This window comes from Aeromonas sp. QDB18 (assembly GCF_027705325.1).
Lineage (GTDB): Bacteria > Pseudomonadota > Gammaproteobacteria > Enterobacterales > Aeromonadaceae > Aeromonas > Aeromonas caviae.
On the sequence record NZ_JAPDBQ010000020.1, the window covers coordinates 1 to 17,861 of the forward strand.

General features: G+C 61.9%; 14 protein-coding genes and 3 pseudogenes. 9 read left to right on the plus strand and 8 right to left on the minus strand.

The window, feature by feature from the left end:
* Positions 1 to 217 precede the first annotated feature (217 nt).
* The 5 genes and pseudogenes from OKC30_RS05310 (at position 218) to OKC30_RS05330 (ending at position 7,147) form a co-directional block, all read left to right on the plus strand.
* Entirely contained in the window at positions 218 to 1,666 is a 1,449-nt protein-coding gene (locus tag OKC30_RS05310; RefSeq protein WP_232048251.1) for an alpha-amylase family glycosyl hydrolase, read from the plus strand.
* A gap of 797 nt (positions 1,667 to 2,463) precedes the next feature.
* Positions 2,464 to 3,099 carry a YitT family protein gene (locus OKC30_RS05315; protein ID WP_010674548.1) on the plus strand — a complete coding sequence of 212 codons (636 nt, stop codon included), beginning with the start codon at positions 2,464 to 2,466 and terminating at the stop codon, positions 3,097 to 3,099.
* A gap of 264 nt (positions 3,100 to 3,363) precedes the next feature.
* A complete protein-coding gene (gene guaB, locus OKC30_RS05320) occupies positions 3,364 to 4,827 on the plus strand; it encodes an IMP dehydrogenase (protein WP_270666245.1) in 1,464 nt (487 codons plus the stop codon).
* Positions 4,828 to 4,911: 84 nt separating this feature from the next.
* Positions 4,912 to 6,501, plus strand: a complete 1,590-nt coding sequence (guaA, locus tag OKC30_RS05325) for a glutamine-hydrolyzing GMP synthase (protein ID WP_270666243.1) — start codon at positions 4,912 to 4,914, stop codon at positions 6,499 to 6,501.
* Between the two features lie 373 nt (positions 6,502 to 6,874).
* Positions 6,875 to 7,147, plus strand: a pseudogene (locus OKC30_RS05330) (hypothetical protein).
* 333 nt (positions 7,148 to 7,480) lie between these two features.
* Here OKC30_RS05330 and OKC30_RS05335 read toward each other — a convergent pair.
* The 7 genes and pseudogenes from OKC30_RS05335 to OKC30_RS05365 form a co-directional block, all read right to left on the minus strand.
* Positions 7,481 to 8,152 (minus strand): annotated as a pseudogene (locus OKC30_RS05335) (helix-turn-helix domain-containing protein); the annotation flags it as partial.
* 51 nt (positions 8,153 to 8,203) lie between these two features.
* On the minus strand, positions 8,204 to 8,389 hold the full coding sequence (locus OKC30_RS05340; RefSeq protein ID WP_420359773.1) for an SDR family oxidoreductase: 186 nt from the start codon (positions 8,387 to 8,389) through the stop codon (positions 8,204 to 8,206).
* 208 nt (positions 8,390 to 8,597) lie between these two features.
* Positions 8,598 to 9,252, minus strand: a pseudogene (locus tag OKC30_RS05345) (SDR family oxidoreductase); the annotation flags it as partial.
* A 349-nt stretch (positions 9,253 to 9,601) separates the two neighbouring features.
* Positions 9,602 to 9,973 carry a DUF6616 family protein gene (locus OKC30_RS05350; RefSeq protein WP_160838930.1) on the minus strand — a complete coding sequence of 124 codons (372 nt, stop codon included), beginning with the start codon at positions 9,971 to 9,973 and terminating at the stop codon, positions 9,602 to 9,604.
* Positions 9,970 to 10,350 carry a hypothetical protein gene (locus OKC30_RS05355; RefSeq protein WP_234888662.1) on the minus strand — a complete coding sequence of 127 codons (381 nt, stop codon included), beginning with the start codon at positions 10,348 to 10,350 and terminating at the stop codon, positions 9,970 to 9,972. Before OKC30_RS05355 ends, OKC30_RS05350 begins: the two co-directional genes overlap by 4 nt.
* A gap of 12 nt (positions 10,351 to 10,362) precedes the next feature.
* Complete coding sequence (locus OKC30_RS05360) at positions 10,363 to 10,752, minus strand: hypothetical protein (RefSeq protein WP_234888661.1); 390 nt, start codon at positions 10,750 to 10,752, stop codon at positions 10,363 to 10,365.
* Entirely contained in the window at positions 10,749 to 11,279 is a 531-nt protein-coding gene (locus OKC30_RS05365) for a MarR family winged helix-turn-helix transcriptional regulator (protein ID WP_160838928.1), read from the minus strand. Before OKC30_RS05365 ends, OKC30_RS05360 begins: the two co-directional genes overlap by 4 nt.
* Positions 11,280 to 11,538: 259 nt before the next feature.
* Between OKC30_RS05365 and OKC30_RS05370 the strand changes: the two genes are divergently transcribed.
* Together OKC30_RS05370 and OKC30_RS05375 are read left to right on the plus strand one after the other, a co-directional pair.
* Positions 11,539 to 12,909, plus strand: coding sequence for a leucine-rich repeat-containing protein kinase family protein (locus OKC30_RS05370; protein WP_160838926.1), 1,371 nt, complete (start codon positions 11,539 to 11,541; stop codon positions 12,907 to 12,909).
* Positions 12,910 to 13,019: 110 nt separating this feature from the next.
* Positions 13,020 to 13,667, plus strand: a complete 648-nt coding sequence (locus tag OKC30_RS05375; protein WP_160838936.1) for a thiopurine S-methyltransferase — start codon at positions 13,020 to 13,022, stop codon at positions 13,665 to 13,667.
* 285 nt (positions 13,668 to 13,952) lie between these two features.
* Here the strand turns inward: OKC30_RS05375 and OKC30_RS05380 are convergent, their stop codons facing one another.
* Positions 13,953 to 16,727, minus strand: a complete 2,775-nt coding sequence (locus OKC30_RS05380; RefSeq protein ID WP_160838924.1) for an insulinase family protein — start codon at positions 16,725 to 16,727, stop codon at positions 13,953 to 13,955.
* 162 nt (positions 16,728 to 16,889) lie between these two features.
* On the opposite strand from OKC30_RS05380, the gene sixA reads away from it, so the two are divergent.
* Both sixA and OKC30_RS05390 read left to right on the plus strand, forming a co-directional pair.
* On the plus strand, positions 16,890 to 17,357 hold the full coding sequence (gene sixA, locus OKC30_RS05385; RefSeq protein ID WP_270666239.1) for a phosphohistidine phosphatase SixA: 468 nt from the start codon (positions 16,890 to 16,892) through the stop codon (positions 17,355 to 17,357).
* A gap of 133 nt (positions 17,358 to 17,490) precedes the next feature.
* Positions 17,491 to 17,697, plus strand: a complete 207-nt coding sequence (locus OKC30_RS05390) for a DUF1107 domain-containing protein (protein ID WP_005324080.1) — start codon at positions 17,491 to 17,493, stop codon at positions 17,695 to 17,697.
* Positions 17,698 to 17,861 lie beyond the last annotated feature (164 nt).

Here is a 17,861-nt window from a genome sequence, read left to right on the forward strand (position 1 = left end):
TGGAGGCGCGGTGCAATCAGGCCGCCCGATGAAGCAGGAACCCGGTACTGCGCGAGCAGCTATCACCCAGTAATGGGGATCCCCCTCCTGTGACGCGAAGCGCTAAGGTGGGGGAGGATGTCAAGCCTACGACTTCTACCGGGTCGATCCCCGTCTGGAGTCGCCGGGGGCGGGTTACCGGGAGTTCATCCAGGCGGCCCACGCCAAGGGGCTCAAGGTGATCCAGGACGTGGTGCTCAACCACTCGAGCCAGTACGGCCTGCGCGGCAAGACCTGGATCGATCGACTGCCCGTCAAATACTACGTACCGGCGGGGTCGAGCCAGGGACTCATCAACAATGGTCCCTATCAGGGCAATCTTGGGGACTACGCCAGTGCCAACCGCTGTGACGACGACAACCCGGCGGCTCCCGACTGGTACAAGGCCCGCTGCCAGTCGGATCCGGCGGGCACCCAGCCCCTGGTAGATCCCAAGACCGGCGCCACCGTGCCGAGCGCAGGCTACAACCCCAACCGCTTCTTCGGCATCGACGCCCAGACCCTGGATCCCGCCTGGTATCACCTGGACGGTTTCATGTCCGGCGGTGACTGGGAGAGCCCGCTTGCCCTGCAGCGCAAGCACATGGCGGGGGACTGCATCGACTTGGCCACCGGCAACCAGAACGTCAAGGACTACCTCAACGGCGCCATTCGTCAGTACCTCGACATGGGGGTCGATGCCATCCGTATCGATACCTTGAAGCACATCGAGCGGGACGAACTGCTGACCTATGTCCACGACTGGCAGGCCCACAAGCCGGGGCTGTTCGTCTTTGGCGAAAACCTGGTCAAGGGCACCGGATGGGGCTCTGAGCTGGCCAACGACAATGCCTCGGCGGTGATCCGCCCCTGGTGGTATACCCGCACCACGGCCAACCCGGCCAATCCCCGTGCAGGGGGCGATTCCGGCCTCTCGGTGCTGGACTTCTCACTGTTCTCCACCTTCCGTGACAACGTCGCCCGGGGGAACTTTGGCGGGGTAGGGGGGATCTTCGCCATGGACTGGGTCTATGGGGATGCCACCAAGCTCATCACCTTCTTCCAGAACCACGACGTGGGGCCGGACAACGACTTCAAGTACCGCTACGGCGGGGAAGAGGGCAATGCGGCCATGACCTACAACCTGCTCTGGACGGCGCGGGGGATCCCGACCCTCTACTACGGGGAGGAGGTGATGTTCCAGGCGGGCAAGCCCCAGGACATCGACGGGGCCACCATGACGGTGGATCAGACCGGTCGTGCCTACTACGGGGAGGTGCTGGACAACCCCGCCACCCCGAGCCACCCGCTCTATCAGCACATCAAGCGCCTGAACCAGATCCGCAAGGCGGTGCCCGCCCTGCAAAAGGCGCCCATGAGCCAGGTGAACGAGTGGGGGAGCGGCATCAGCTTCGTGCGTGATCTGAGCGCCCAAGGGAGCTACGCCGCCGTGGGCCTTGCGGCCAACTCGGCCCAGCAGATAAACCTGAGTGGCCTGAAGAACGGCACCTACACGGACGCGGTAACCGGTGCGAGCCAGAGCGTCAGCAACGGCAGCCTGAGCTTTGCGGTGCCCGCCTATTCGGCGCGGGTCTGGGTACTGAACGGCCCGGGCAAGGTCGGTGCTGACGGCAAATACCTCAAGTAAGGAAGCCCTGTCACAGGGAGCAGCGAGTCGGCCTTCGGGCCGACTTTTTTATTCTGCCTTCTGCCTATGCCTGAATGGATGCCCCATCCTGATGGGACTCTGGCTGGGGGGGCTGGTGGATGGGCAGGCCTGTGGACTCGCGACCAGCACGCTCATGGGAAGGGGGCTAGAGGGAAGGGAAGTAGTGCATCCGCCGCTCGAGTCACTTCATGCTCTGCATATTGCAGTGCTCGTGGCAGTGAGCAAAGCGGTGCCCATGTCGCCTTTGCGCCGCGGTGCAAGGCAAACTGTGCCACTCGGTTGATCTATATTGGTGCAATTGCACTTTATTGGTGCGCTCCATCCACATCCGCCCCTGGAGCCCGCCCCGAAGAAACACGCCGTATGGCCCTCGGGCTTACCCCATGACAGGCATCATCCATGCTGAAAAGCGGCATCGTATCGACATGATCTGCCGAAAAAACGGGCTGTGAAGGGGATACCACGAGGCCTTTCTCGGTGACTCGGGTAAACATGCTGCGCCACTGTGATGGCCGATCACTGAAGTGGTGCATTCGATCTGCACATTGCGCATTTATCAGAATTTAAATCCGATTATTTATGGTATCGCGGACTCTTGTTTTGATTGGCGCTCTTTTTGCTGTGCCTTGTCATCCCCACGATGGCGACATAAGGGGGCGGGGGACGCAAGATTGGGGGGTGGGGACGGCAAGGTGAACGGGCCGCCGCCATCAGCCCCAACGCGGCCTGGTTGTCGGGCAACGGATGCCACCATCACATCGGATCTAAGGAGTCATATGGAAGGTGAAATGACCATGCAGCCAGCGGCTGCGGGCAGGGGGCTGGCCCATACCCTCAAGGACGATGTCTACGGCATGGTGCTCGGGGTCATGTTTATCGCCGTGGGGCTCAATCTGCTCAAGTGTTCCGGCATGATCACCGGTGGCATCGCGGGCATCGCCCTGCTGATCGCCCATGTCAGCACCCTGCCCATCGGCGTGCTCTTCTTCCTGGTGAACCTGCCCTTCATGGTGTTCTGCTACGTCACCATGGGGCGCGCCTTCACCCTCAAGACGCTGATCGTCAACGTCGCCCTCTCGGCGGCCACCCAGGCGGTGCCGCTGCTGCTAACGGTGAGCTATGTCCATCCCCTGTTTGCCGCCCTGGTGGGGGGAACCTTCCTCGGCATGGGGGTCTTGTCTCTGGCGCGCCACAATGCCTCCGTGGGGGGCACCGGCGTGGTGACGCTCTGGCTGCAACGGCGCACCGGCATCAATGCGGGAAAGAGCCAGATGGTGCTGGATGTGCTGGTGTTTGCGCTCTCTCTGCTCACCCTGCCGCTTCCCCTGCTGCTCTGGTCAACCCTGAGTGCGCTGGCCATGAACGCCATGCTGATGAACTGGCACAAGCCGGGCCGCTATCAGGGGAACTGAACCCCGGTCTGGCTGACGGCTGAGAGGGAAAAAAGGCCGTTCCGGGAGACTGGCGGCAGAAAGGGGCTCAACGGCAAAAAAGATCATCTTGTCGGGAAAAACGGCATGGTTACGGCTGAATTTATTGGTTTTTTGCCCTGTTGGTGGCGTTAAATCGGGCTACGCCATAAAAAATTCAAAAAACTTCTTTACCACTGCCCAATGCATGAGTAAAATTTGTCGGCAATATTTTACACCCCCACTCCTCAACGGTGAGATATTGCCATGCTCAGGATTGCCAAAGAAGCGCTGACCTTCGACGATGTACTGTTGGTTCCAGCCCACTCCACTGTTCTCCCCAATACCGCCGACCTGCGTACCAAGCTCACGTCTGCGATCACGCTGAATATCCCGATGATCTCCGCTGCCATGGACACAGTGACCGAAGCCCGTCTGGCTATCGCACTGGCCCAGGAAGGCGGTATCGGCTTCATTCACAAGAACATGTCCATCGAGCAGCAGGCTGCCGAAGTGCGCAAGGTCAAGAAGTACGAGAGCGGCGTGGTCAGCGACCCCGTTACCGTGCGCCCTGACATGACCATCGCCCAGATCAAGGAGCTGAGCCACAAGAACGGTTTCGCCGGTTACCCCGTGGTGACTGACGGCAACCAGCTGGTGGGCATCATCACCGGCCGTGACGTGCGCTTTGTCATCGATCTCTCCCAGACCGTCGAACAGATCATGACCCAGAAAGATCGTCTGGTGACCGTGCGTGAAGGGGCCCCTCGTGAAGAGGTGGTGGCCCTGATGCAAAAACATCGCATCGAGAAGGTGCTGGTGGTCAACGGCGACTTCAAGCTCAAGGGCATGATCACCGTGAAGGACTTCCAGAAAGCCGAGCGCAAGCCCAACGCCTGTAAAGACGAGCGTGGCCGTCTGCGGGTCGGTGCCGCCGTCGGTGCCGGTGCCGGCAACGAAGAGCGCGTCGCCGCCCTGGTGGAAGCCGGTGTGGACGTGCTGCTGATTGACTCCTCCCACGGCCACTCCCAGGGCGTGCTGGATCGCATCAAGGCGACCCGTGAAGTCTATCCTGACCTGCAAATCATCGGCGGCAACGTCGCCACCGCCGCTGGCGCCAAGGCGCTGGTGGAAGCGGGTGTCAACGCCGTCAAGGTCGGTATCGGCCCGGGCTCCATCTGTACTACCCGTATCGTGACCGGCGTGGGCGTGCCCCAGATCACCGCCATCTCCGACGCCGTCGACGCCCTGGAAGGCACCGGCGTGCCGGTGATTGCCGATGGCGGCATCCGCTTCTCCGGCGACGTGGCCAAGGCCATCGCCGCAGGCGCAAGCTGCGTCATGGTGGGCTCCATGTTTGCCGGTACCGAAGAGGCGCCGGGCGAGATCGAGCTCTATCAGGGCCGCTCCTTCAAGTCCTACCGCGGCATGGGCTCTCTGGGTGCCATGTCCAAGGGTTCCAGCGACCGTTACTTCCAGACCGACAACGCCGCCGACAAGCTGGTGCCGGAAGGGATCGAAGGGCGCGTGCCGTACAAGGGCCGCCTCAAAGAGATCATCCACCAGCAGATGGGCGGCCTGCGCTCCTCCATGGGTCTGACCGGCAGCGCGACCATCGACGACATGCGCACCAAGGCCGAGTTCGTGCGCATCTCGGGCGCCGGGATGAAAGAGTCCCACGTTCACGACGTGACCATTACCAAAGAAGCCCCCAACTACCGGATGGGCTGATGAAACGGGGCTCTGCGCCCCGTTTTTCCACCCTTTTTTTATCCCGTGCTTTTTGTGACAACATCAGCCTGATGCAGGAATAAAATGACTAAAGACATTCACGCCCACCGTATCCTTATCCTGGATTTCGGTTCCCAGTACACCCAGCTCATCGCCCGTCGCGTCCGTGAAATCGGCGTCTACTGCGAGCTGTGGGCCTGGGATGTAACCGAAGAGCAGATCCGCGAGTTCAACCCGAGCGGCATCATCCTCTCCGGCGGCCCGGAATCCGTGACCGAGGCGGGCAGCCCGCGCGCCCCCGAGTACGTGTTCAACGCCGGTGTGCCGGTGTTCGGTATCTGCTACGGCATGCAGACCATGTCCGAGCAGCTCGGCGGCAAGGTGCAGTCCTCCAACCTGCGTGAATTCGGCTACGCCCAGGTCGAAGTGCTGGGCCAGTCCGGCAAGACCAGCGCCCTCTTGCGCAACATCGAAGACGCCATTGCCGACAACGGCAATGCCCTGCTGGATGTCTGGATGAGCCACGGCGACAAGGTCACCGAGATCCCCGCCGGCTTCACCACCATCGCCCAGACCGCCACCTGCCCCCATGCCGCCATGGCCGACGAGGCCAAGCGCTTCTACGGCGTGCAGTTCCACCCGGAAGTGACCCACACCCGTCAGGGTGCCCGTATGCTGGAACACTTCGTCAAGGACATCTGCGGCTGCGAATGCCTCTGGACCCCGGCCACCATCATCGACGACGCCGTTGCCCGCATCCGCGAGCAGGTGGGTGACGACGAGGTGATCCTGGGCCTCTCCGGCGGCGTGGACTCCTCCGTGGTCGCCATACTGGTGCACCGCGCCATCGGCGATCGCCTGACCTGCGTCTTCGTCGACAACGGCCTGCTGCGCCTGAACGAAGGCCAGCAGGTGATGGACATGTTCGGCGATCACTTCGGCCTGAACATTATCAAGGTCGACGCCGAAGAGCGCTTCCTCTCCGCCCTCGCGGGCATTGACGAGCCGGAAGCCAAACGCAAGACCATCGGCCGCGTCTTCGTCGAAGTGTTCGACGACGAGTCCAAGAAGCTCAAGAACGCCAAGTGGCTGGCCCAGGGCACCATCTACCCGGACGTCATCGAATCCGCTGCCAGCAAGACCGGCAAGGCTCACGTGATCAAGTCCCACCACAACGTCGGCGGCCTGCCGGAAGAGATGAAGATGGGTCTGGTGGAGCCGCTGCGCGAGCTGTTCAAGGACGAAGTGCGCCGTGTCGGCCTCGAACTCGGCCTGCCCTACGACATGCTCTACCGTCACCCCTTCCCGGGTCCTGGCCTGGGCGTGCGTGTGCTTGGCGAAGTGAAGAAAGAGTACTGCGACCTGCTGCGCAAGGCTGACGCCATCTTCATCGAAGAGCTGCGCAAGGCCGACCTCTACAACCAGGTCAGCCAGGCGTTCGCCGTCTTCCTGCCGGTGCGCTCCGTTGGCGTCATGGGCGATGGCCGCAAGTACGACTGGGTCATTGCCCTGCGCGCCGTTGAGACCATCGACTTTATGACCGCCCACTGGGCTCACCTGCCGTACGACTTCCTCGGCCACGTGTCGAACCGCATTATCAACGAGATCAACGGCATCTCCCGCGTGGTGTACGACGTCTCCGGCAAGCCGCCCGCAACCATCGAATGGGAATAAGCGGCTAACGCTTTCCTGCCGATAACGCAAAACTGTCAAAAAGGCGCCCTTGAGGCGCCTTTTCTTTTTCCAATCGTTTGCGCCTCACTTTTCCGTTCTCTAGCCGCTTTCTCACCTCCCTGCCACTGTCATATATGGCATGGGGAGTTATGGATCTCACGCTAGGCTCTGCCGTGCCAATTAAGACCTGCGCCGTGAGGCGGCGGTCGTGGCAGCAGGGGAGGGGGCGACAGCAACGCCTTCATGTGCACTGTCGACACCGTACATACCAAATCTGGTATGGCCCCCGGTGGAGTCCGGACACCACTTGAATAAACGGGGTGGAACCCGAACAGACAAACGAGTAGGGAGAAGAGATCACGGAGGGTTTGTTATGTCAGAACAAGCAGTGTTGTTGGGCGGATGGACTGCCTACCACAAGCTGAGCGCCAAAGATCAGGCAGTATTCAACTAGGCACTGGAAGGATTTGTCGGGGTGCAGTACCAACCCTTTGAAGTCTCCACCCAAGTGGTGGCCGGCACCAATTACCGCTTCAAGTGCAAGAGCACTGTGCCACTGCCCAACCCCATCCACGGGGAAGCCGTGGTACAGATCTTCCAATCCCTGGATGGGTCGGCCCATATCACCTCCATTACCCCGATCTGATTGGGTAGTGGGGCAAGGCGGGGAAGGGGAATCGCTTCCAACCGGTTTGCCTCAACCAGCAATAAGAAAGACGCCTTAGGGCGTCTTTTTTTTCCACAACTAAGCACCTCTTATGTGCGGTCAGCATAGAAACTTATCGATTAATTTGTTGATCTTGCTCAGCAAATTATCATCATCCTCTTTTGTTTATCTGTCATGCTGGCTAGGGAAAGTGCGAACAAGTATCCCACGAACAAAAAATGAAAATTTTAGTCATTTAATATCAATGGGTTACCAGTAAATGCTCTCGTGCCATATGACTTATTCGCACCTTCCCTAGCCCCACGGCGCGGGCGCCTTGGGGTTGCCGACGGCGCTCGCCACCTGGGCGTAGCTCACCACTTTGGCGGGCGGGATCGCGAGCAGCGCCCGCCAGACGCTGATCTGAACGTTGGTGCCGCTCACGTGCAAGGAGAGGGGGCGATCCGCCTTCTTGCTGCTATCGAACATGGTGTGGATGACCCCCAGGGTGCGTGAGGGCGCTTCTCGCAGCTCTGCCTCAGGCCAACGCTGGGCGAGGGCACTCAGCGGCGTTTGTGGGGCCTGGTCATCGAGAAACGAGAAGTTGCACACCCCCCGCGGGGTCAGGGCGACGAACGCCTGGCCGAAGGGGGTGTCGTGCATCCCGTGATCGATCACCAGCCCGGCCCCGCGCTGTTTGTATTCGCCCGGCGTCACCGCTTCGAGCTGCACGAAGTGATCGTAGAGGCGCGAGCCGCTGCTCAGGCCCAGGGTATCGGCCACCTCCAGCAGCGGGCGCGACTCCTGCAGCAGCGCCTTGGCCCGCTTCAGGGTCAGCACCTGCAAGTAGCGTTTGGGCGTCACCCCGGCCCAGCGGCTGAACAGCCGTTGGAAGTGAAAGGGGCTCAAGTGAACGTGCGCCGCTATCTCGTCCAGGGTGGGTTGGCGCGCCACCTGGCTTGCGATAAAACGGATGGCATCGGCGATGCGGGCGTAATCAGACATAGAGCGCTCTCACGATAGGTTGGCAGCCGCAGGATCTTGGGTGCGACAAGGTCATGTGCGACAAATAGATACCCCACCATCGGCCAGCAGGGCAATGCCGGTGGTAAAGCTGGAGGCATCGGACGCGAGATAAAGGGCCGAGCGGGCGATCTCCTCCGGTTGGGCCAGCCGTTTGAGGGCATGCATATGCTGCACAAAGGCGAGACTCTCCGGTGTATCGGTAAAGGCCCGCCCCATGGCAATGCTGTTCACTTAAGAGAATTTGAGTTCCAGTCCACGTAGTATCAGGGCTAAAAAATGAGGGAGGCATGATGCCTCCCTCTTTCTATTGCAAGCCACGCTGGATAAAGGCTGAAGGAACATCGACTGGAAACAGCCTTGCTCCCCCAACTCAAGTCGCATTTATGAATAATTAGTCAAAAATGTGCTTATCTGAACAGCATTGCCGCCCCATGGGGGTGTCGGTGCCCCCCGGCAGCAGGGCGTTGACCCGCACCCCTTGTGCCCCATATTCGGCGGCCAACACCTGGGTCAGACCGATGAGACCCGCCTTGCTCGCGGCATAGGCCGCCATGCCGGGCAGCCCCAGGGTGTGGCCAACGAAGGTGGAGGTGAAGATAAGGGAGCCGCCCCCGCGTGCCTGCATGGCGGGGATCTGGTACTTGGCTCCCACAAAGGCGCTGGTGAGGTTGGTATCCAGGGTTTCCTGCCACTGCGCCAGTTCAAGCCCCGGCACGCTGCCCGGTGTTCCCGTGGTGCCGGCGTTGTTGAAGGCGATATCGAGTCCGCCAAAACGGGTCAGCGCGAGATCCACCAGGGCGCGGGCATAGGTTTCGCTTTTCACATCTCCCGCCAGGCTCACCGCCTGGCCCCCCTCGTGGCGGATCTCCTCCACCAGCGCATCCAGCTCGGGCTGGCGGCGGGCACCCAGGACGACGCTGGCCCCCTCCCTTGCAAACAGGATGGCGCTGGCGCGGCCGATACCGGAGCTGGCGCCCGTGATGATGGCGACCTTGTTGTGTAATGACATGACAGTTCCCTCGCGTGATGTGCATGGCGCCGGGTGGTGATGCTCATGCAGGGTTGGCAGACAAGTGGATGGGTTCAACCCCCTCCTGGTTCAAACCTCCTTTGGTTCAACCCTCCTTTGGTTCAAAGCTTTGGGGGGTCGAAAGCACTGTTGGTTTGAAAGCAATATGGCGGCGAACCTTCGTCACGACGACCCGGATCTTGCTCACTTGTGCCATCGGCGATGGGCCATCACGGCATCGGGAGATATCAGCGTTTTTTGAAGGGAGTGGGAAGGAAGTGGGAAGGGAGCGGGGCTGTGGCGCCGCTTTCCCAGGTGGTGGTGACCTGGGTTTGCAAGGGCAGGGCATGGAAAACAGTGCCACCGGTGTCGGCGGCACTGACGCAAGGCCTGGTGGGATAACCCTCTTTTAGGGGTTATCAGGCCAGGGCGGGGCTGGATGTGGCGGCGCAGGGCAGGGCGGCCAACTGTGCAAGGTGCTCACCCAGAGAGACCCCGGCGCCGGTGGCGTTGACCGTCTCGAAGTAGTCGTGCCAGCCCGATGCGGCTATCCCCTGGACGAGGGCCTCGATGGCCGCGGCATCCGGCCCGCGCCAGATGGCGAAGAAGGGGTGGGGCGCACCATGGAGGGTGGCAGCATCGGTCTCGCCCAGGGCGATGGGCTCCACCCCGAGGGCGGCGAGGTTGGCCATGCTTGTGCCAATGGCCTCGAAGAACTGCTGACGGGCCGTCTGGCTCAATGACAGCCAGGCGGGAGTGGGGGTGTAGAGCTCTGCCAGATAGTGGGTCATAGGGGTTCCTTCGGGAGTTGGCCCTTGCGCAAGGTGCGCAAGGCGCGTTGACAAATCCGGGTTGTCGCGGGGCTGGGGCTTTCGCGAGACCAGCGCGCGCAGAGGTCAGTGACCCACTGTGGCCTGTCTTTGCTCGCATCGTTCAGCCAGTTGGCGACGGAGTCCTGCACATAAGGGGCGGGATCGGCCCTGAGGGGCTCGAGCAGCATCAGGGCCTGCTCCGGTGCTTGTCGCAGGGACGCAAGATGGGTACACCAGACGCCGCGGGGCCGGGTTGCTTCGCTGGCAAAGCGTCGCAGTCGCTCGGACGGCTCCGCCGTCCAGGGCACCAGGGCGGCAATGGCCGCCTCGAGCTGCGCAGCAATGGTCGTTCGCATTGCGATCCAGGCTCACTCGCGCACCCCAAAGTGCGGGTCATCGGCGAGGGGACGAATGAGGGCCAGGCGGTCGCTGAGCGACAGCCCCTCGCTCGCCCCCACCATGAAACAGGCCCAGCCCCGCACGGTATCGGAGGGATGACGGCTGAGCGCCGCAAGATCCCTCGTGCCGCTCTCGGTCAGGAGCAGCCTGGCGGCCAGCGCCATGCGCCGGGTAATGCCCTCCCCGGATGCGGCGTGCATCGATGCCAGCGCCTGGGGCCCGAGCGAAGGCAGGGTACACTGCATCAGGGGGGCAAAATCCACCGCCAGGCATTCGGTCAGGTTGCTTGCCTCAGCCTCTCCCCGGTTGAGCTGGGCGAGGCGTGAGGGGGTGATATCCGTGATGCGGCTGCGTGTCATGGGTGCTCCTCTGTGGCGTCCTCAGTGCAGCCTGCCCGGGATGAGATGACATTGAGCCAGGCTCGCTTGAGCAGGGCGCTCAGGGTTTCCCGCTCTGCCTGATCGAACCCGGCAAACAGGGAGCCTATCCACTGGCTGTGCTCATCGAGCAGGTGCTGCGCCAAGGCCTGGCCCTGCTCTGTCAGGCGCACCGAGATCTTTCGCCTGTCCTGGCTGTCGCTGTGGCGAGCCAGCAGGCCGTCCCGTTGCAGCCCGTCGAGCAGGCCGGTGATGGTGGCCCGTGTGACCCCCGCCTTGTCGGCAAGCTCGTGGGGGGCCAGCCCTTGTGGCAGGTCGCGCAGCAAAAACAGCAGCACGAACTTGCCTTCGGATAGGCGGTGAGGGGCCAGGCGCGCCGCGCACGCCTGATCGATGGCAGCGGCGAGGGTCAACACCTCAAAGCAGACGCGTATGTTTTGGGTGTCCGCGTGTCCGCGGCACTCTGCATCTTCGAGCAGGGCGAGGTGTTTCTGTTCCAGCGTGATCATGATGGTGAGTCTCGAATGACTTTATATGGTGCCATACTATATGGTGCCAATCAAATGTTCAACCACCCAAGCACGCGACCGGGATGGTTCATGGCAACGGAGAGCGGGAGTGTGGCGATGGGGGGCCTTTGCAAGAGAAGGCTTTGCAAGAAAATCGGCCATCTTTGGCCGTCATTCCCTATAATGCCCCTCCTTTGTGGTCTGGGGGGAGTGCCCGCAGTGAGCCACCGCAAGCCCGAATGTTGATAGAGACGATCCCATGCATACCCTGGAACAGCTTCGCGCAGGCGAACTCTGCGGCGCCCGCCACCTCAAACTTGCTGAAAACCTCGCGGTGTTCCCTCCCGAGATCCTGAGCCTCAAGGAGACCCTGGAGGTGCTGGATCTCACCGGCAACCAGCTGAGCGAGTTGCCTGACGCGCTGGCCGAATGCAAGAAGCTGCGCATCCTCTTCTGCTCCGAGAACAACTTCACCGAACTGCCCGAGGTGCTGGGGCGCTGCCCTGCGCTCACCATGGTGGGCTTCAAGGCCAACCGCATCGCGACCGTCCCGGCCACCTCCCTGCCCGCCAGATTGCGCTGGCTGATCCTGACCGACAATGCCATTGAACGACTGCCGGACGAGCTGGGGCAGTGCGACGCCCTGCAAAAGCTGATGCTCTCGGGCAACCGGCTCGCTGGGCTTCCCGAGACGCTTGCCGGTTGCCACCGTTTGGAGCTTTTGCGCATCGCCGCCAACCGGCTCGAGGCGCTTCCAGAGTGGCTGCTCTCCCTGCCGCGCCTGTCCTGGCTGGCCTTCGCGGGCAACCCTTTCTGTGATGAGCAGGCGTGTCTGAACGGCACATCGGTGTTCACTACCGAGATCCCCTGGCAGGCGCTCTCACTGGGGGATGTGCTCGGGGAGGGAGCATCCGGCGTCATCTATCGCGCCGAGTGGGAGAGGGCTGAAGGGCCCTGGGCGGTGGCGGTCAAGCTCTTCAAGGGGGCCGTCACCAGCGATGGCTTGCCCCTGAGCGAGATGGGGGCGTCCCTGGCCGCCGGTCGCCATCCAAACCTGGTCGGGGTGATGGGGCGGGTGAGCGATCATCCCTCCGGCATCCCGGCACTGGTGATGCCCCTGATAGACCCCGCCTTCGCCACCCTGGCGAGGCCCCCGAGCCTGGACTCCTGTACCCGGGATGTCTATGGGGCGGATCTGAACTTCACTCCGGCCCAGGTGATGGCCATGGTGCAGGGGGTGGCTGCGGCCGCCCGACACCTGCACGAGCGGGGCATCCTCCACGGCGATCTCTACGCACACAACCTGCTGTACTCCTTGCAGCCCGCGATGCCCCACTCGTCGCAGGAGGCGCCGGACCGGGTGCTGCTCGGGGACTTTGGTGCCGCCTCCTGTTACGACCGCGCCGATGAGGTGCTGGCCGGGCGGCTGGAGCGCCTGGAAGTGCGGGCCTTTGGCTGCCTGCTGGCCGAGCTGCTGGCGCGCTGTAATGGGGGCGACGCCGACCTTGACCCCCTTCATCGACTGGCCAGAGAGTGCGGCTTTGAGGTGCCTTCCCGGCGACCCACCTTCGCGCAGATCCTGACCCGGCTGGCAGCGATGGCGACAAGCCTGCCTGGGGTCGTGGCCTGAGGCCTGCCCATCGTGGGCGTTCTCTTGCACAGGGGCGGGATCATGGGGCTTGCGCCACTTCGGTGAAGTTGTGATAGTGATGCACCATTGCAGATGACGAGAGGAAGATGATGGAAGCGGCATTTTGGCACCAGAAGTGGAAAGAGAACCGGATTGGCTTTCATCAGGCAGATTTCAACCGCTGGCTGCAATCCTGGTGGTCGGCCCAGCAAGGGAGCGACCCCGTGCTGGTGCCCCTTTGCGGCAAGTCCCGGGACATGCTCTGGCTGCGTGAGCAGGGGCATCCGGTGGATGGCTTCGAGCTCTCCGAGCTCGCCATTACCCAGTTTTTTGACGAGAACAACCTGAGTGCAGAGAGAAGCGAGGTGGGTCCCTATCAGTGCCACCGGCACGAGGATCTGCGCATCTATCAGGGGGACTTCTTCGCCGCTCCGGAGCTTGGTCAGCGTTATCGCCTGGTCTATGACAGGGCGGCCCTCATCGCCTTGCCGGGCGCCATGCGCCGCCAGTATGCCGCCCTGATGAGCCGCCTGGTGGAGGCGGGAGGGCAGGTGTTGCTGGTGACCCTCGAGTATCAGCCCGAGCAGCAGCTACAGCCGCCGTTCTCGGTGGGGGAGATGGAGGTGCGCACCCTGTTTGAGCGCGACTTTGGTGTCGAGGTGCTGGGCCGGGGGGCTGAGCTGGGTCACCCCAGGGTGCTCTCGGGGCAGCTCTCCTATTTCGACGAGGTGGCTTACCGGCTTATCCGCCGGGGCTGAGGAGGGCGCGAGGCCGCTGCCAACGAGGGAAGTGGCGCTTGTTTTACCTCCTTTGACATAGATCAACGTGGAAAATCAGGGAAATGCCTAAGATGAGGCTGTTTCTCAATCACTGCTGGTGCCGACCGATGAGCTCTGGTTTGAACGCCGGTCGAACATCAACCCAGTGTCTGATTTTCACGCTCATGTTCACTTTTGGCGGCTCTGGTCGCAATTGATTATGGTTTTTCCAGCCGACCCCACAGGGTCGGCTTTTTATTGCCTGCGCGTTGCCAACAGGGGAGGTCAGCCTTCGAAGGTGGCGGCGTTGAGCCGAAATGCCCGTGGATCGTCGATAAACTGGCCGGTGATCCGCTCGTCATGTTCGTGCCCCTGACCATAGCTGCAGAGGATCAGCCGATCGGAGGTGCGCGATCGCAGCTGGGTGATAAAGCGCACCAGATCGGCGCGGCTCAACTTGCCCACCTCGTCGCAGACCCGTTCCCGCTGATCAAACCCCAGATCCTTGTTGCCGATGCTGACCCAGAGCCGCTGGCCGCGACTGCGCAGGTTGGCATCCCGCTCGCTCAACTGGGCTTGCAGCCCCGCCTTGCTCTCTTGCCACTGTTGCTCGGTAAATTCGAGCATGGCGAGCGGGAAGAGGTCGATAAACTCCTCCACCGCATCGAGCAGGATCTGCGGTCCCGCCACCGGCGACTGGATATAGAAGATCAGCCCCGGATGGCGATTGAGAGGCAGGTTGCCGGCGCCCACCACATACCCCAGTTGCTGGCGGGTGCGCAGCTCGTGAAAGAAGGTAGAGGACATGATGTGGTTCGCCAGGGTAAAGCAGGCGAGATCCCGCGCCCGGGTGGTGCGGGACTGGTAGTAGACCAGCAGCGCCGAGTCCTCGTGATCGCACCCCTGCTCGCGAATGAGGGTGCCTCTGTCCTGGATGGAGATGAGGGGGCGGCGGGTCTCGGCGCTGGGCTGGCTGTTGGCACCGAGGTGGCGCTCCAGCAGGGCCGCGAGTTCGAGGGCCTCGGCGGCCGTCCAGTCTCCGTGTACCAGGGCCTCCAGATGCACCCTGGCAAAGAGCTCGGAGACGAAGCCGGGCATCTCCCCGAGTTCGACGGTGCGCAGGTGGCGCAACAGCTGCTCGAAGGGCGGGTTGTTGGGTTGCAGCAAACTGGTGAGCTGGTTGAACAACTGGGAGATGGGGCGGGTCTTGGACTGGTTCTCCCAGTTGCGGATAAGCTGCTCCTTGATCTCGCTAAAGCGGGCCGGATCCGGATACCCCAGGGTGCGGTTGCCGAGGATCATGTCGAGCAGCAGCGGTTGCTTGTCGGCAAAGCCGCTGAGGTTGATGGTAAAGCCCCCCTGATGGGCATAAATCTGGTAGCCAAGGCCCGCGAGCTCCGCCGGGTAGGTGAGGGCGTTGAGGTGATCCGTGAGCAGTTCCACGGCCAGACGCGCCATGGCGATGTGACGCGGGCTCTTGACCGCATGTTCGCTGTCGACGGAGATATAAAGGCTGCCCTTGGGCACGCTGAACTGATGCTCATGCAGGTGCCAGAGCCGGAAACCGGGCCTGTCGATGAGGCAGGACGGCATGTCGGCGGGCAGCGCCGGCAGACGGGCGTCGAGGCGGGTGCTGATGAAGGGGTTGGGCGCCGGCAGGTGCAGGGCGGGATCCGGTTCACTCTGCTGCCAGCGGATCTTCTCGGCCTCGCTGATGCTCTGGACGCTGTAGGGTGTCTGGTACCAGCGGGCGAGGCGATCCGTGCTCGCTTCCGGGGCCTGGATGGTCACCCGCAGGTTGTGGGGCGTCAGCTTGGCGAGGAAGCGCCGGATCAGCGGCTCATCGAACCCGCGCATCATGTAGTCGCCGTAGAGCAGATCGTCCGGCCCGTAGCTGAACAGGTTGAGCACGAGGCCGGAGACGGTGTCGAGGGCCCGGCCCCGCTCCTGGAAGCGGAAGGCGGATTCCAGCACGCTGCGCTTCTCCTCATAGCGCCAGGCCTGCACCCCGCCCCGCTCGATGAGCTTCAGATAGCCAAACAGGGCGGCGATGATCTCGTCTACATGCTCAAGCCCAAGGGGGGTGAGGCCAAAGCTCACGCCAAAGTCCTTGAAGTTGGCGCCGCTGATGCCGCCGCCGGCGGCGAGCTGATTGACCCAGCCCCGCCCCTTGAGCAGGGAGAGCAGGCTGCCTTCCCCCTCATAGCCGATGAGGTGGCTCAGGAAGGTGAGGGGTTTTTTGTCGTAATACTCATCCACGCACGGCAGCGGGAAGGTCAGCGCCAGCTTGCGGGTCTCCTTGACCGGGGTCAGCTGGATGCGAATGCCGAGATCATCGAGCCGATAGAGAGGATGGCTCAGTACCGGAGGGCCGAGGCGGCGATCCGGAATGGCACCAAAGAAGCGATCACACCAGGCCAGCTGGGTCTCGATGGGTGCCGGTGAAAGCATGACCAGCGCCATGCGATCCGCACTGTAGTGGGTTTCGTAGAACGCAATGAGATCCGAACGCAGATCCCGGCCGGGGAGATCCGCCAGGGTGTCGAGGTTGCCCACCGAGAATTTGGAGAAGGGGTGGTCCGGATTGACCGTCTCCTTGTGCACCTGGTAGCTGCGGCGCACGTCGTCCTGCAGCTTGAGGCGGTACTCGGAGTCCACCGCGTTGCGCTCCTTGTCGACCCACTCCGGTGCAAAGGTGGGGCAGATGAAGAACTGGGAGAACCGGTCGAGCCCCGCCTCGAAGAAGCCGTTGTCGATGTCGAAGAAGAAGTTGGTGAACTCGGTACCGGTCCAGGCGTTGTTGCTGCCCCCGTGACGGCTCATGAATTGCTGGTACTCACCGGGTTTGGGGTAGGTGCGGGTACCGAGAAACAGCATATGCTCGAGGAAATGGGCCATGCCCTGGCGATCGGCAGGATCGTCGAAGTGGCCGGTATTCACCGCCAGGGAGGCGGCGGATTTGTCGGTCTCGGGATCACAGATCAGCAAGACCCTGAGCCGGTTTGCCAGCTCCAGATAGTGATACTGCCGATGGTCGTTGGGACTGGCATATGGGCTCATTGGGGCGTGACTCGCGGTGAATTTATTTGAATTTAAACATGATTATCGACCTCGCTATCTCACGAGGCAAACCCTTTTCTGAGAGGTAGCGCAATTGTTTCCCCCGGCATGGCGGGGTAAGATCCCCCGGCTATTTAAACAGGCCCCCTGGGCGAGGTTGTAATGAAAATCTACATCATGCGTCATGGCCAGGCTGGCATGAACGCAAAGACTGATGAACAGCGTCCACTGACCGAACAAGGCATCGAAGAGTCCATCCACATGGCATGCTGGCTGGCTCCCCAGCTGACCGGCTCCCTGAGCCTGGTGATCCACAGCAACTACCTGCGTGCCAGACAGACCTGGCAGGCCATCGCCCCCGAGCTGCCCGAGGCCCTCAAGATCGAGGAGAGTGGCGGGATCACCCCCTATGGCGATCCGGCCTTCGTGGCGAGCTACCTCACCGCGCTGGCGGCGGAGCACGACAACATTCTCATGGTCAGCCACCTGCCTCTGGTGGGGTATCTGGTGCAGAGCCTCTGTCCGGCTGCGGGCGCCCCCATGTTCGCCACCTCCGGCCTGGCCTGCATCGAGTGGCAAGATGGCAAAGGAGTCTTGCTCTGGCTGGAAGGACCGCATACAATACGGTAAAAGTTAATAATAGGTTACAATTTGGTTTTTTGGGGAAGAGAGAGTCGATTTTTCCGGTTTTTTATATAAATTTAACGGAATTATTTCGCATAAGCTGCTGTCATACGGATACAACTTCAAGAGGTTGCAAACGATGAGAGTGTTCAAGAAGTACCTGCCACTGATGGTGGCAAAACATGTCAAAACCTTCTTCAAGGGGAGGATTTACATCCACGGCAGGGGGCGCTTCGATTTCCAGTCGGGCTTGCTGATGATGCCATTGCAAGCCGACATTCCCCATCGCCAGACGGTGCTCGAGGTCAATGAACTGATTTCAAGGCTCCACATGGATGCCGCCTGAGGCGCCTCAGGCTGACCCTGGTCCCCCTCATGCCCGCCCCTGTGCGGGCATGATTGTTGATGGCGCCTGGGCGCGGCGCCAACCGTTCGCGTCATGGCGCTTCTTCCTGCGTTGGCAGGCTTGCTTATCCTGATTGCCTCTCTATACTCGCGCGCAATACCCGC